11 protein-coding genes and 2 pseudogenes are annotated in these 13,870 nt (G+C 61.9%); 4 read left to right on the top strand and 9 right to left on the bottom strand.

The annotated features are described in order from the left end of the window. Positions 1-104: 104 nt before the first annotated feature. A pseudogene (locus QAO71_RS09435) lies at positions 105-721 on the top strand (LysE family transporter). Between the two features lie 16 nt (positions 722-737). Here the strand turns inward: QAO71_RS09435 and QAO71_RS09430 are convergent. The 4 genes from QAO71_RS09430 to QAO71_RS09415 form a co-directional block, all read right to left on the bottom strand. After that, entirely contained in the window at positions 738-1,187 is a 450-nt protein-coding gene (locus QAO71_RS09430) for a VOC family protein (RefSeq protein ID WP_136869566.1), read from the bottom strand. A gap of 16 nt (positions 1,188-1,203) precedes the next feature. Further along, on the bottom strand, positions 1,204-1,830 hold the full coding sequence (locus QAO71_RS09425; RefSeq protein WP_136869565.1) for a DUF4142 domain-containing protein: 627 nt from the start codon (positions 1,828-1,830) through the stop codon (positions 1,204-1,206). A 124-nt stretch (positions 1,831-1,954) separates the two neighbouring features. Further along, the gene (locus QAO71_RS09420; RefSeq protein WP_169304606.1) at positions 1,955-2,419 is read right to left on the bottom strand and encodes an META domain-containing protein; all 465 of its coding nucleotides are present in this window, start codon (positions 2,417-2,419) and stop codon (positions 1,955-1,957) included. 65 nt (positions 2,420-2,484) lie between these two features. Continuing rightward, positions 2,485-3,603 carry a mechanosensitive ion channel family protein gene (locus QAO71_RS09415; protein WP_136869563.1) on the bottom strand — a complete coding sequence of 373 codons (1,119 nt, stop codon included), beginning with the start codon at positions 3,601-3,603 and terminating at the stop codon, positions 2,485-2,487. A gap of 331 nt (positions 3,604-3,934) precedes the next feature. On the opposite strand from QAO71_RS09415, the gene QAO71_RS09410 reads away from it, so the two are divergent. Then, a complete protein-coding gene (locus tag QAO71_RS09410; RefSeq protein WP_280164228.1) occupies positions 3,935-5,632 on the top strand; it encodes a metallophosphoesterase family protein in 1,698 nt (565 codons plus the stop codon). Positions 5,633-5,698: 66 nt separating this feature from the next. On the opposite strand, the gene QAO71_RS09405 is transcribed toward QAO71_RS09410, so the two are convergent. The 3 genes and pseudogenes from QAO71_RS09405 to QAO71_RS09395 form a co-directional block, all read right to left on the bottom strand. After that, positions 5,699-8,008: an ATP-dependent DNA helicase gene (locus QAO71_RS09405; protein ID WP_280164227.1), complete on the bottom strand. Its 2,310-nt coding sequence runs from the start codon at positions 8,006-8,008 to the stop codon at positions 5,699-5,701. Further along, positions 8,005-9,669 (bottom strand): VRR-NUC domain-containing protein, encoded by a 1,665-nt coding sequence (locus tag QAO71_RS09400; protein WP_136869560.1) that lies wholly within the window; start codon positions 9,667-9,669, stop codon positions 8,005-8,007. The genes QAO71_RS09405 and QAO71_RS09400 overlap by 4 nt, the downstream gene beginning before the upstream one ends. A gap of 62 nt (positions 9,670-9,731) precedes the next feature. Next, positions 9,732-10,237, bottom strand: a pseudogene (locus QAO71_RS09395) (ankyrin repeat domain-containing protein). Positions 10,238-10,384: 147 nt separating this feature from the next. Between QAO71_RS09395 and QAO71_RS09390 the strand changes: the two are divergent. Continuing rightward, positions 10,385-10,618: a DUF2789 domain-containing protein gene (locus QAO71_RS09390; protein WP_136869558.1), complete on the top strand. Its 234-nt coding sequence runs from the start codon at positions 10,385-10,387 to the stop codon at positions 10,616-10,618. Positions 10,619-10,797: 179 nt separating this feature from the next. Further along, positions 10,798-12,000 (top strand): Bcr/CflA family multidrug efflux MFS transporter, encoded by a 1,203-nt coding sequence (locus QAO71_RS09385; protein WP_036989560.1) that lies wholly within the window; start codon positions 10,798-10,800, stop codon positions 11,998-12,000. 35 nt (positions 12,001-12,035) lie between these two features. Here the strand turns inward: QAO71_RS09385 and fabB are convergent, their stop codons facing one another. Both fabB and fabA read right to left on the bottom strand, forming a co-directional pair. Then, positions 12,036-13,253 carry a beta-ketoacyl-ACP synthase I gene (gene fabB, locus QAO71_RS09380; protein WP_036989561.1) on the bottom strand — a complete coding sequence of 406 codons (1,218 nt, stop codon included), beginning with the start codon at positions 13,251-13,253 and terminating at the stop codon, positions 12,036-12,038. A gap of 11 nt (positions 13,254-13,264) precedes the next feature. Further along, on the bottom strand, positions 13,265-13,780 hold the full coding sequence (gene fabA, locus QAO71_RS09375; protein WP_036989562.1) for a 3-hydroxyacyl-[acyl-carrier-protein] dehydratase FabA: 516 nt from the start codon (positions 13,778-13,780) through the stop codon (positions 13,265-13,267). Positions 13,781-13,870: the final 90 nt, after the last annotated feature.

Raw genomic sequence — 13,870 nt, 5'->3', positions numbered from 1 at the left:
TCGACAGTATACTGGTTTTTTATCCAGTTTTGGTTTTTCGCTTACGGCAGATGGGTTGCGCTTGCTAGAATCGCTCATCGCTTGCATCGAATCGAGACAATTTCATGAGCATTGAAACCTGGCTGGCCTTCTTCGTGGCGTGCTGGCTGATCAGCCTGTCGCCGCGCGGGCGGTGGCTTCCATGGCCAGCGGCATGAACTACGGGTTTGCCCGGGGCTATTGGAACGCGCTGGGGCTGCAGCTGGCGTTGGTACTGCAGATCGTGATTGTCGCTGCGGGGGTGGGCGCGTTACTGGCGACGTCGGCCCTGGCGTTTGCGCTGATCAAGTGGTTCGGGGTGCTCTATCTGTTGTACCTGGCCATCCGGCAGTGGCGGGCGCCGGCGCAGACAATGACCCTGGAGCATCGTCCCATCGGCAGGCCGCTGAGCCTGGTGCTGCGTGGCTTTGTGATCAATTTCAGCAACCCCAAGGCGATCATCTTCATCCTGGCAGTGCTGCCGCAGTTCCTCGATCCGGGGCGACCGATGCTGATGCAGTACCTGATCATGGCAGTGACCATGGTGGCGGTGGATCTGGTCGTCATGGCCGGGTATACCGGGTTGGCCGCCAAGGCGCTGCGGTTGCTGAATTCACCGCAGCAGCAGCGCCTGCTCAATCGCAGTTTTGGCGTCATGTTCGGCGTTGCCGCCGGCCTGCTCGCCACGGTGCGCAGGGTATGAGCCCGCGCCCGCCGGGTTATTTCCAGTCGGCCGACTCGATGTAACGACTGGTGATGATCCAGCCGATGCCGAAACGATCGGTGAGCATGCCGAAGCCCTTGGCCCAGAAGCTGGGCCCAAAGGGCATACGGGTGGTGCCGCCATCGGACAGCCGGTTGTAGGCCTGCTCGGCGGTCAGCACATCATCGTAGTACAGCTGGACAAACACGCCCTGGGCCTGCTGATAGGTACCCGGCGGTGCGTCAGAGCCCATGATCACCTGATTGGCCACGGTGACCTCGCCATGCATGACCTGATCCAGCCAATCTTCGGGCACTCCGGTGCCTTCCGGCGCATCGCGGTGGCTGTGAATTTCGCCCAGGGTGCCGCCCAGCTCCCGGGCATAGAACTGCAGAGCTTCCCGGCAGTTGCCGGGGAAGGTGAGATAGACGGCCAGGCTGACCGGGGTTTTCGGTGTTGTTGCCATGGGTGCCCCCTGGGTGTCAGTGATGGGGATTGGCGGCGTCGCCGCGATTCTGCTGCGGGCTGCCGCTGCTCAGGCCAGAGTCGACTTCTGCAGTCGCCGCGGCATCGGCTGCCGTGGCCGGAGCCATACCTGCGCTCAGCTCATCGGCCAGTTGCTCGGTCATGGCCAGGTGATGCTCCATCTTGCTCTGGGTTGCCCTGGCGAAGTTGCTGATGTCGAAGTCATCGAGCCGGGTGCCGCGCCGGTACAGGTCGATCGCCTTGCGGTGTGCGGTAATCTGATGTTCGGCATAAGCCTGGTCAAAGGACTGGACAGATCTGAGATTCAGCAAGGTGTCGCGGGCTTTTGGGGCGAGACTGTCCGTGCCGGCGACAGGATAGCCGCGGCTGTTGCCCAGTTGCTCAAGTTCACGATTGATCGCGGTGTGATCCTCGATCATCTGGCGGGCGAACTCCTTGACCTTGTCGTTGCCGGTTCTCTCCAGCGCCAGGCGTGCCGCCTCTATTTCGGCCAGCCCCTGGAGCATGGCTGCGTCGATGAAACGGACGGGGGCCGATTGTGAGGTATCGGCGTATTTACGGTACAGGGCCGTCACGGCGCCGACTGCCAGCAGGCCGTAAGTGAGATTGCGCAATCTGATCATGGGTCCTCCACAGATGATGAATCAGCCATTGAGTTGCCGTTCATTACTGTGATGGGAGGGCGTGCGGGGAGTTCAGGCGGGTGGATGAGTGGTCGGGCAGGCCGTGTTGGCCTGCCCGGTATGTTCAATGGGCGGAATGATCGGCCGCGGGTTGAAAGGTCATGATTCCGGCACCGTTGCGCAGGGTCAGCCGCGTGCCGGCATCGCTCAGCTGCACTTGCAACGGCTTTTCCAGGCGTTGCTTGATGGCATTTTCGCGGGCCATCAACGGTGGTTCGCAAGCCATCATGGTCTGCATCAGCATACCTACTTCCAGGGTGTCGCCCTTGAGTGTGTAGTTCCCGCCCATGCCATTGCAGGCATTGCTCACGCCGATACGGTCGGGCTGGAAGCTCAGTTCGATGGGTGCGCGACTACCACCGGTGAGGTCTGTGTCGAGACGGCCGTCGGCGTCGGTTGCTTCGACCAGCGCCCAGGCGTGAGCGGTGAGGGCATCCGGGGACGTGGACGAGGTGGTGCTGGCGCAGCCAGCAAACAGCAGGGTGGCTGCCAGTGTGGCAGGCAGCAGCAGCGTGCGGAAAGTGCTCATGGTATCTCCATTAAACGGGATCGCGCACATCCTGCACGATCCTGCGGTTGTCGTCGAGTCTACCGTCAGGATACGCCGCCATAAGGCGGGGTATTGGCTGAAGCGGCTTTGTCGGGCATGCCGGCGACCTTGACTTCGGGCAGGTCGCCACCGATGAATTCTACGCGACGGATGGGGAAAGCGAACTCCACGTCCATGTCGCGCAGCGCTTGCAACAATTGCAGATTGATCTCTTGCTGAATATCCATGTACTGATTGTAGTCAGCAGTCTGGACGATATGCACCACCTCGAATGTCAGCTGGCTTTCGTTGAAGGCAAAGAAGTGCGCGCGGTCGAATTTGGTCTTCTCGGTGCTATCAATGATGCGTTTGATCTGCGCCCCGACCTCGCGTACCTGGTTCGCCGGGGTGTGGTAGCTGATGCCGAAGGTGAATACGATCCGCCGGGTATTCATCCGCTTGTAGTTGTGCACGATCTGACTGAGCAGGTCGGCATTGGCGATCACGATCTGCTCGCCACTCAGGGCGCGGATACGGGTGGTTTTAAGGCCTATATGCTCAATGGTGCCGGCCACTTCACCGAAGACCACGAAGTCGCCGATCTCGAAGGGCTTGTCGATACCGATGGACATGGAGGCGAACATGTCACTGAGCAGCGTTTGCACGGCCAGGGCGATGGCTATACCGCCAACCCCGAGACTGGCGATCATGGCGGTGATGTCGACACCCAGATTGGCGAGGATCGACAGCAGCATCATGGTCCAGATCACTATGCGCATGATGATGCCCAGCAGGGTAGTGGTCACCGGGTTGCGCGCCTTGCCGTCGCGGGTCAGGCTGTCGGTCCAGAGCTTGACAGCGTGATCAAGCCAGAGTGCGATCTGAAAGGCCAGGGCGATGAACCAGCCATGGGACATCGCCGATTCCCAGCGGGGCGCCAGCTCGACGGTCTTCAGCCCGATCATCAGCGCGAAGGCGAAGATCAGCAGCTTGCTGGTCGAGCGCAACAGCTCCGAGGCGAAATAGAACACCCGGGATTGGGTTCCTTTGTCACGCTGCTCCAACTGCCGACTCACCACCCGCAGTGCGATAGACAGCAGCAGGTAGGTGGCAAGGGTGACGGTAACCAGAATTCCCAATTGCAGCCAGAGTGAGCGGTCGGTGAGGGTTTCCCAATAGGGCATGCTGAACCTCCAGGCGGATAATCGACAAGCCGGTCGCCGGTGAACTAAACGAGGGCAGACCTTATTTCTGTCGTTGACGAGACGGATTAGTTCCGGCAGTTTCGGCGCTCTACCCCAACGCCTATATCAACAGCGACCTGGAGTCGGTGCTGTTTTCCCTGGCGATCCTGTTCAATGCGCTCAATGAACGGCGGTGGTGATCACCCAGCGGGATTGATCGCTTTGCGTGCCTGGTCTTGATCGGGCGTCAAATCTTCTCGGAAGTGCAACAGGGATGACACGCGGCGCTGCCATGCTGGCGCGTCATCACAATCCTACCGAGAACAAGTGCATGAAGAAGACTGCTATGGCGAGTTTGATCGTCGCCGCATCCAGCCTGTGGCTGGCAGGCTGCCTGGATGGTTCCAGCTCCTCCAATGACAATGCCGCACCGGCGCCGGGGGAGACTGCGCCGGATACCCGCGTACGGGTGCTGCCTTACTTGCAGAACCCGACCGATACCGCGATCAGCGTCATCTGGTTCACTGATACCGACGTGGCCGGCGAGCTGGTAGTCGATGGAGTTGGTAGTTTCACCTCCGAACCGGAGCTGGTCGAGGCCTTGGGCTATGGCGACAGCGAGGTCGAATACATCCATGGCGAGCGTAATTTCGGCGGTATTCATGCCGACGTGGCGGCAGGGCAGGCGCCGGCGTTGCCGTACCGGCACGTGGTGCGGGTAGAGGGCCTCAGTGCAGCGACCACCTATGAATACCAGGTTCGGCAACCGGGCAGCGAAACCCTGATGGAAGCGCAGTTCACCACCGCACCGGCTGTGGGCGAACGCGCGAGCATCCGCTTCCTGGCCATGTCCGACATGGAAACCGAGCCAGAGTCCACCGAGAAAAACGTGGCCTGGGGCGCCAGCGCCCTGATGATCGGTGGTGATAAGTTGGAGACCGATCCCGCCACCTACGACCGCCTGTACCCGGTCGACCAGACCACCGGCTACCGCGCCAATATCCAGTATGCGATGGAACGTCAGCCGGATTTCTGGGCGATTGCCGGGGATCTGGTGGAGAAGGGCGGTCGCCAGCTGGACTGGGATGAGTTCTGGCGCCATGCCGCGGGTGAGTGGAGCGACTTCGCTTCCAGCACACCGATCTTCCCGGCACTGGGCAACCATGAAAACTATTGGCATCCCGAAGGCGGCTCCTACACACCGCCAGCGGTAATGCGCTCCTACGACAAGTGGAACAGCTACTGGGAGTTGCCACGCAACTACGGCACCGATGAGCGCTACGAGAAACGCTACTATCGCGTGGACTACGGCCCGGTCACCCTGATCACCCTCGACTCGTCCAATGGCGATGACAGCGATCCGCTCAAGGACACCAACCTGGCCATTGATGGTGTGCAATCGCGGGTGCCGGACTTCAACCGCGGCAGTGAGCAGTGGAACTGGGCGGTGAGCGAACTGGCTGATGCCCAGGCTAAAGGCCAGGTGATTTTTGTGCAGTTCCACCATATGCCTTTCGGTACCGGGGTACACAGTCTGCCATCGGGCAGCGCCGGCATTCCGAACAACGAGGACAACCAGTCCGGCCAGCCGATGCGCATCTATCATGAGCTGTTCGAGCGCTACGGGGTGACCGCAGTGCTCGCCGGGCATGACGAACTGCTCGAATACGTGCAGCTGGATGGCGTGCATTACTGGGATGTGGGCTTTGCCGGGGACGGTCTGCGTGGCCCGGGTTATGCGCCGACTACCGACTATGTGCCCTTCGATCAGTTGCCCACAGAGGCCCAGGAGACCCATTGGAGTGCCCACGGCGATGCGCCGGAAATCTGGAACGGCAACCAGTTGATCGACGGCGGCAAGCACTATGGCTTTCTCGAAGTCGAAGTGCGGCCTGCGGGGAGCCATGATTACGAAGTGATAATGACGCCGCGCTACGTGTTTCCGCTGATGGATGAACAGGGCGAGGTCACCGGCGAGTTTGCCCATCGTCAGTACAACAAGGTGGTGAGGGTTCAGGTCCAGCGGTAAGCAAGGCTGCAGGTTGAGTGCTGGCTTGTTTAGGCTGGCTGTGGGAGGGGCCTTGGAAAGCCCTTCCTACCCGGGAAACAGCGGCTGAATCGTGCCGGGTTCGGGCTGGAGTTCCAGACGGTGACGCTCCAGTTGCCACCAGCGCGGCAGTAACTGTCGTACTGCCAGTTGGCCGAAGCGATCATCCAGCAGCCAGACCACGCCCTGGTCCTCGGTGGTGCGGATCACCCGACCGGCCGCCTGCACCACTTTCTGCAATCCCGGATACAGATAGGCGTAGTCATAGCCCTTGCCGAACATCGTCTGCATGCGGCTTTTCACTTCTTCGGTCACCGGATTGACCTGGGGCAACCCCAGGGTGGCGACAAAGGCGCCGACCAGCCGTTTGCCCGGCAGATCGATACCTTCGCTGAAAGCGCCACCGAGCACGGCGAAGCCGATGCAGCGGGTGTCATCGGTGAACCCCTCGAGAAAGGCTTCGCGCTGCGCTTCGTCCATTTGCCGTGACTGTTCCCGCACCGGTATCTCCGGCGCCATTGCGCGCATGACGTCCAGCACCTGCTGCAGATAGGCGTAGCTGCTGAAAAAGGCCAGATAGTTACCTGGGCGCTCACGAAACTGCCTAGCGATCAGCTGTGCGATCGGTCGCAGGCTGTCGGCGCGGTGCTGATAGCGGGTCGACAGGTTACCGACAAAACGCACTTGCAACTGTTCGGCGGTGAACGGTGATTCCACTTCCAGCCACTGGGTATCTGCCGGCAGGCCCAGTAGATCGGCGTGGTAGTGCTGTGGGCTCAGGGTGGCCGAGAACAGCGTGCTGCTGTGCGCAACGGTGAAGCGGTCGCGCAGGAAAGGCGCCGGGACGATATTACGCAGGCAGAGGGTCGACAGCGCACGCCGGCCCAGCTGGCGGCGGGTGATATCGAACAGGGAATGGGGCCCATGCTGTTCGGCGAGCCGGCAGAACAGCATGGCGTCCAGATAGAAACGCAGCAGCGCCGCATCGTTGCCCTCGGGCTGGTCGCTGAGATGGTCGGTGATGGCGCTGACCGCTTTCTGCAGGCTGAGGATGAACAGGTCAGCGATGGCGGGGTAGATCTGGTACTCGGCCTGCTGGTCGCGGTGTAGCTGGTTCCAGTGGCGATTGACTCGATCCAGCGGTGTTTTCAGGGCGCTGGGGGCGGTTTTGCGCAGGGCGTTGAAATTGCCCTGATCCAGTTCCGCAGTGTACATGCCGCGGGCGCGGTCGATGAGGTTATGGGCTTCGTCTACCAGCAGGGTCACCCGCCAGTCGTTCACCACCGTCAGGCTGTAGAGCAGGGCGGTCATGTCGAAGTAGTAGTTGTAGTCAGCGACCACGATATCGGTCCAGCGGCACAGTTCCTGGCTGAGGTAGTAGGGGCAGATGCCATGGGCCAGGGCGATCTCGCGCACCGCCTGGCGGGTCAGCCAGCGGCGTTCCGAGGCGGCCTGCCGGGCCGCCGGCAGGCGGTCGTAGAAACCCCGGGCGAGCGGGCAGGATTCGCCGTGGCAGGCGTGGTCGGGATATTCGCAGGCCTTGTCCCGAGCGACATGCTCCAGTACCCGTAGCGGTAAGTCCGGCTGCTGGACGCGCAGGCTGGCCAGGGCATCCAGGGCCAACTGGCGCCCTGGTGTTTTGGCGGTGAGAAAGAACAGCCGGTCGAGTTGCTGCTCGGGAAATGCCTTGAGCTGGGGAAAGAGGGTGCCCAGGGTCTTGCCGATGCCGGTGGTGGCCTGGGCCATCAGCGTCTGGCCATCCCGGGCGGCCCGGTACACTGTATTGGCGAGCTGGCGCTGGCCGCGGCGAAAGCTCGGCCAGGGGAACTGCAGCTGGGTCAGGCTCTGATCCCGGGCGGCGCGGTGGGCGGTTTCCTGCTCGGCCCAGGCGAGAAAACGGCGACACTGCAACTCGAAGAATTCCCGCAGGCTGTCGGCACCGAAGCGTTCGCGCAATACCGTTTCCTGTTGGCTGAGCACGTTGTAATAAACCACCGCCAGGTCGATTTCCTCCAGCTCGTACTCGGCGCACAACAGCCACCCGTAGACCTTGACCTGGGCCCAGTGCAGCAGCCGGTGATTGTGGGGGATGCGCTTGACGTCGCCGCGGTGGGTCTTGATCTCTTCCAACAAGTTGAGCGCCGGGTCATAACCGTCGGCGCGGCCGGTAACCAGCAATCCCTCGTAGCTGCCAGCCAGGGGTACTTCACTCAGGTAGGCCGGGCCGCGTCGGGATACCACGGTCCGGTGTCCGGCCATGCCTTCCTGGGCGCTGGGGGACGGAGTGAAACGCAGATCCAGATCGCCTTCGCGCGCGGTGAATTCGCACAGCGCTCGCACTGCGATGCGGTAGTTCATGGGTTGGCCCACTGCACATGGCAGACCGCAACCGGCATGCCATGGCGGTTGCAGAATTCCAGCCAGCGGCGCTGATTGTCCTGCAGGCGGTCACCGGGACCCTTCACTTCAATCATCCGGTAGCGGCGTTGCTCGGGCCAGAACTGGATCAGGTCGGGCATGCCGGCGCGGTTGGCGCGGATATCCTGCAGCATGCGCTGGAACCAGGTCCGCAGGTGGGCTGGCGGCAGGCAGTGCAGCGCCTGGTCCAACAGCGTTTCGGTGAGCACTGGCCAGTGGACGAAGGGACTCTGGATACCCTGTTTGGCGTGCCAGGTATGGCGGATGCGGTGCTGCCAGGTGTCGCTGTCCAGGTGCGCCAGGCTGGCGGCAAACAGCTCATGCCGGCGCTGCTGGAAGTCGGGGCTGTGCAGATCGGCCGGGGCGCTCTGGAACGGGTGGAAGAAGGCCCCGGGCAGGGGCGCGAAGATGGCGTCCCAGCAGAGCAAGCCGAACAGCCCGGTGATCAGGCTGTTCTCCACGTAATGCACCGGCGCCTGGTCGGCATGCAGATGTTCGCGCACGGCTGTCTCGACGCCCAGCGAATGCGGACCGGGGAGCGTCAGGTCGATGCGCAGGGTGTCGGAATCGATGATCACCGGGTGAGGTGGTTGCGCGAGCTTGCGGGCCAGGCGGCGTTGGGCGCGCAGGGCCAGCTGCAATTCGGCTTCGTTCTCCGGCACGGTGATGGCGGCCTGCACCAGTTCCCAGGCTCCTTGATACTGCTGCAGTTTTTCCAGAATACGAATCTGCCGCTGACGCGCGCCGGTCCAGCCGCTGCGCTCATAGAGCATCAGCGCCTGGGGTAGGTTCGCTTCCCGTTCCAGTTGACGGGCCAGGGCGAACAGTAACCGGGCGTGGCGGCTGCGCAGCCAGGGATTGTCGCATTGCGGTTCACCCAGTAGCGTCAGCACCTCGGCACAGGGTAGGCCGGCCTCCAGTTGGCTGCGGCAGTGATGCAGGTGCCGGTACAGCTCGATATCCTGGCGGCAGGAGAAGCCGCGGGACTCGGGAGTGATGTTCACGCTTTCGTAGCGGAAGATGCCCAGTTCGGCGAGCACGAATTCCTCCCAGCCCTGGGACAGGTTGCCGAAGAACATCAACCGCAGGCGTTCGCATAGCTCACCGACTTGCAGCGTCAGCAGGCGCTCGGCGTGGTCCGGACACCACTGGCGAAAGCAGCGGGCCTCGGGTTCGCTGGCCTGCAGACGTTCCACCAGTTGGGGTTTGCGCAGAGCGCGCAGCTCCGCTGCGGGCGGTAGCAGGGCGGCGACCTCGTCCTTGCGCAGCAGAGCGCCCAGTTCGGCCGCATCCAGAGGGTGTTGATCATTCAGCCAGCCGAGCTCCAGCAATGGCGCGGCGGCGATATCAAGATCGCCAATTTCCAGGTAGTTCAGGCGGCTGCGGCGAAAGTGCGGGCCCTTGCGCATGATCAATCTGACCAGCAGTGCCTGCGATGCTTTGGGCAGTGCATCGAAACAGCTGAGAAAACGCTGTTCCTCATCATCGAGCAGATCGGCATAGCGCTGCCGCACCCAGTTCATCGCCTGCTGGAAGTTGTGCAGGTAATAGAACGGCGGCGGTTGATCAGAGATGGTCTGGGCTGTTGGCTGGTTGGGCATACAGTATTCTGCCCGCGCAGCCGCCTGGGCTTCAAGCCTGGAGTGACGGGTGGAGTGCTGCGTCAGAACCGTTCGAGCAAAGTAATGGCGTCCCGAGCGCCCATGGCCTGGGCCAGATCCAGGGCGGTCTTGCCATCGGCATCGGTCGCCTGTGGGTCCGCACCGGCCTGCAGCAAGCGTTCCAGCATATCGGTGCGGTTGAACATGGCGGCATACATCAGCGGCGGCTTGCCGCCCTGGGGCAGCCGTTGGCGTCGGCGCCATGGGTCAACAGGAGCTCCAGCATGGCCATGTCACCCTTGAACAGCACGCCGGCCAGCGGTGTCTGGCAGCGGTCATTGGCCAGCTCCGGGTCGCTGCCATGGGTGAGCAGCACTTCGGCGGCGTCAAGCTGGCCGTTATAACTCGCCAGCATCAACAGGCTGTCGCCCTTGCTGTTGCGCAAGTTGGCCGGCAGGCCGCCTTCGAGCATCGTCTTCAATTGCGCGGCATCGCCGTGGCGGGCCAGATCGAACATGCGCTCGGCGAATGCCAGGGTTTCATCGTCAAGGGTGGGGCGGTCGGCCATGGCTGTGCTCCGGAGAAAAGAACCCATTGTGCCTGCCTGGGGGTAACAGGTCACGCGCAGCACACTGAACCGAACAGACAATGGCCGGGCTCAAGCCGCAACTTCTGCTTTAATGAATACAGTGAGCAGCAATGAGAGGAGGTACCTATGGAACTGCCGAACAAGGATCTGGGGGATCTGTTTGACCAGCTTGGCTTGCCGTCAACCCCCGAGGATATCGAGGCCTTTTTTGCCAGCCATTCCCTGCCGCCTGAGATCAAACTGATCGATGCACCATTCTGGACACCGACCCAGGCCCTGTTTCTCAAGGAGGAAATGCGCGAAGACGCCGAGTGGGCGCCGATTGTCGATCAACTCAATGTGCGTTTGCACGAAGATTAAATGTAACGACCGGGTCGCGCCTGACCGGGTCGTGCTCGACCGGGTCACACTCGACACCCCCTGACGACTATCGCGATGCCCGAGCAGGCCTTGGGGTTTTTCTGTCTCGGCGCGATCTGGCATGATGTCTGATTGCGCCGAGCCCCAAGCCGTTCGGCCCCTGCATTCTGGACCGCTACATGACCTTACGCTTGCTACTCATTCTGGGTGGCCTGAGCGCCTTCGGGCCTCTGGCAATTGATCTTTATCTCCCTGCGTTCCCCGCGATTGCGCAATTCTTCGCCACCGACTCCGAGCATGTTCAGCTGAGCCTGTCGGCCTATTTTATCGGGCTGGCGTTGGGGCAGCTTTTCTACGGTCCTTTGGCGGATCGCTTTGGACGCCGCAAGCCGCTGTTGTTCGGTATCGGCCTGTTTACTCTGGCCTCTATCGGGTGCGCTCTGGCACCGACCCTGGAGTGGCTGATCATCGCCCGTTTTGCCCAGGCGCTGGGCGGATGCGCCGGTATGGTGGTCAACCGGGCGGTGGTGCGTGATATCTGTACGCCCATCGAGGCGGCGCGGGCCTTTTCGCAGCTGATGCTGGTCATGGGCGTCGCGCCTATTCTGGCCCCGCTGGCGGGTGGTTGGCTAATGCTGTTCGGGGGCTGGCAGTTGATTTTCGCGTTTCTGGCGGTGTTCGCTGGCGTCTTCGGTTTTCTGGTGTTCTTTCGGTTGCCGGAAACCCTGCCGCAGCATATTCCGCCCAGCCGGCTATCCAGTGCACTGGGGCGCTACGGCCGGCTGCTGAGGGAGCCGCAATTCATGTTCCATGCACTGACTGGCGGTATCGCCATGGCCGGGATGTTCGCTTATATCGCCGGTTCGCCCTTCGTTTTTATCGAACTGTATGACGTGCCGGTGCAGCACTATGGCTGGTTCTTCGGCATGAACTCGGCCGGCTTCGTGTTATCGGCGCAATTCAACAGCCGTCTGTTGCGTCGACGCACTCCGCTCAAGCTGCTGAAGATCACCACCTTGCTGTTCATGGGCAGCACCCTGGCGCTGTCAGCAGTGGCGCTGTTCGAACCGCCCGTTCTATGGCCGCTACTGGTGCCGCTGTTCATGTGTATGGCGCTACTGGCGTTGGTATTGCCCAATTCCTCGGCCTGTGCGCTGGCCGGGCATGGACACCAGGCCGGCGTCGCTTCTGCGCTGATGGGCACTCTGCAGTTCACCATCGCCGGCATTGTTTCGGCGCTGGTGGGGGCATTGCACAATGGAACGGCGTTACCGATGACCGGGATGATCAGTGTATGCGGTGTTGCGGCAGCCACCATGGCGCTGCTGGCGCGCCGGGCGACACCGGCTGAGGTAGCCGTTGGCGGGGCTGTGAAGAAGTAGGAAGGGCGGGCAGAGGATTCTGCCCGCCATCAGTCTCAGGCGCCGTTCCAGCGCTTGAGGATCAGGGTGGCGTTGGTGCCACCGAAGCCGAAGCTGTTGGACATGATCAGGTCGACGGCCTGGTCCAGGCGCTCGCGCAGGATCGGCAGATCGGCTGCGTTTTCGTCCAGCTCATCAATATTGGCCGAGGCGGCGAGGAAGTTGTCGCGCATCATCAGCAGGCAATAGATGGCTTCCTGCACACCGGCTGCACCCAGCGAGTGACCCGAGAGGCTCTTGGTCGAGCTGATCTTCGGGGACTTGTCACCGAACACTTCACGGATGGCCTTGAGTTCGGCCACGTCGCCCACCGGAGTGGAGGTGCCGTGGGTGTTGAGGTAGTCGATGGTGCCTTCAACGGTAGCCATGGCTTGCTGCATGCAGCGTACCGCGCCTTCACCACTGGGGGCGACCATGTCGTAACCGTCGGAGGTGGCGCCGTAGCCGACGACTTCCGCGTAGATCTTGGCACCACGCGCCAGCGCGTGCTCCAGCTCTTCGACCACAACCATGCCGCCGCCGCCGGCGATGACGAAACCGTCACGCTTGGCGTCATAGGCGCGGGAGGCCTTTTCCGGGGTGTCGTTGTACTGGGTGGACAGCGCGCCCATGGCGTCGAACAGCATGGACTGGCTCCAGTGCTCTTCTTCACCACCACCAGCGAAGACCACGTCCTGTTTGCCCAGCTGGATCTGCTCCATGGCGCTGCCGATGCAATGGGCACTGGTGGCGCAGGCGGAGGAGATCGAGTAGTTGATGCCCTTGATCTTGAACGGGGTAGCCAGACAGGCGGAAACGGTGCTGCCCATGGTGCGCGGCACACGATACGGCCCGATCTTCTTCACGCCCTTGTCACGCAGAATGTCGATCGACTCCATCTGGTTCAAGGTCGAGGCGCCGCCGCTGCCGGCAATCAGGCCGGTGCGCGGGTTACTGATCTGCTCTTCCGTCAGGCCAGCATCGGCGATCGCCTGCTGCATGGACAGATAGGCGAATGCCGCAGCATCGCCCATGAAGCGCTTGACCTTACGGTCGATAGCGGCGTCCAGGTCAATCTTCACGCTGCCGGAGACATGGCTGCGCAGGCCCATTTCTGCGTATTCGGGGTTGTGAGTGATGCCTGACTTGCCTTCTTTCAGGCTGGCAGCCACGCTTTCCAGGTCCTGGCCGAGGCAGGAGACAATGCCCATACCGGTAATCACGACGCGACGCATAGTGATGATCCTCAGAAACTATCAGTAGAAGTGAACAGACCCACACGCAGACCTTCCGCGGAGTAGATCTCGCGACCGTCAACCGCCATGGTGCCGTCGGCGATGCCCAGAGTCAGGGCGCGGTTGATGGTGCGTTTGATATGTATGGTGTAAGTGACTTTCTTCGCGGTCGGCAGGACCTGCCCGAAGAACTTCACTTCGCCCGAGCCCAGGGCGCGACCGCGGCCTTCAAAGCCGAGCCAGCCAAGGTGAAAACCGACCAGCTGCCACATGGCGTCGAGACCCAGGCAGCCCGGCATTACCGGGTCGCCTTCGAAGTGACAGGCGAAAAACCACAGGTCGGGATGAATATCCAGTTCGGCAACGATTTCGCCCTTGCCGAAGCGGCCGCCCGTTTCGCTGATGTGGGTGATGCGATCGATCATCAGCATGTTGGGGGCTGGCAACTGTGCGTTACCGGGGCCGAACAACTCGCCACGACTGCATTTAAGCAGATCTTCCCGGCTGAACGCATTTTGTTTTGACATAGAGGCTCCTGCTCTTCCCCGTTCGGTGGGGCGCTATTGTATCGGCATGGCGGGGGGTTGATGAACGATGAAGTCCGCCAGCGTAAGCTC

The sequence above is a fragment of the Halopseudomonas sp. SMJS2 genome (assembly GCF_029866945.1).
Taxonomy (GTDB): domain Bacteria; phylum Pseudomonadota; class Gammaproteobacteria; order Pseudomonadales; family Pseudomonadaceae; genus Halopseudomonas; species Halopseudomonas bauzanensis.
The sequence above is the reverse complement of the archived record's forward strand: the minus strand, read 5'-3'. Positions and strand labels throughout refer to the sequence as shown.

Coding starts and splice junctions, on each gene's coding strand:
- QAO71_RS09405 (WP_280164227.1), bottom strand. CDS start 8,008: ATGAACTACCGCATCGCAGTGCGAGCGCTGTGCGAATTCACCGCGCGC.
- QAO71_RS09390 (WP_136869558.1), top strand. CDS start 10,385: ATGGAACTGCCGAACAAGGATCTGGGGGATCTGTTTGACCAGCTTGGC.
- QAO71_RS09420 (WP_169304606.1), bottom strand. CDS start 2,419: ATGAGCACTTTCCGCACGCTGCTGCTGCCTGCCACACTGGCAGCCACC.
- QAO71_RS09430 (WP_136869566.1), bottom strand. CDS start 1,187: ATGGCAACAACACCGAAAACCCCGGTCAGCCTGGCCGTCTATCTCACC.
- QAO71_RS09415 (WP_136869563.1), bottom strand. CDS start 3,603: ATGCCCTATTGGGAAACCCTCACCGACCGCTCACTCTGGCTGCAATTG.
- QAO71_RS09425 (WP_136869565.1), bottom strand. CDS start 1,830: ATGATCAGATTGCGCAATCTCACTTACGGCCTGCTGGCAGTCGGCGCC.
- fabA (WP_036989562.1), bottom strand. CDS start 13,780: ATGTCAAAACAAAATGCGTTCAGCCGGGAAGATCTGCTTAAATGCAGT.
- QAO71_RS09410 (WP_280164228.1), top strand. CDS start 3,935: ATGAAGAAGACTGCTATGGCGAGTTTGATCGTCGCCGCATCCAGCCTG.
- fabB (WP_036989561.1), bottom strand. CDS start 13,253: ATGCGTCGCGTCGTGATTACCGGTATGGGCATTGTCTCCTGCCTCGGC.
- QAO71_RS09400 (WP_136869560.1), bottom strand. CDS start 9,669: ATGCCCAACCAGCCAACAGCCCAGACCATCTCTGATCAACCGCCGCCG.
- QAO71_RS09385 (WP_036989560.1), top strand. CDS start 10,798: ATGACCTTACGCTTGCTACTCATTCTGGGTGGCCTGAGCGCCTTCGGG.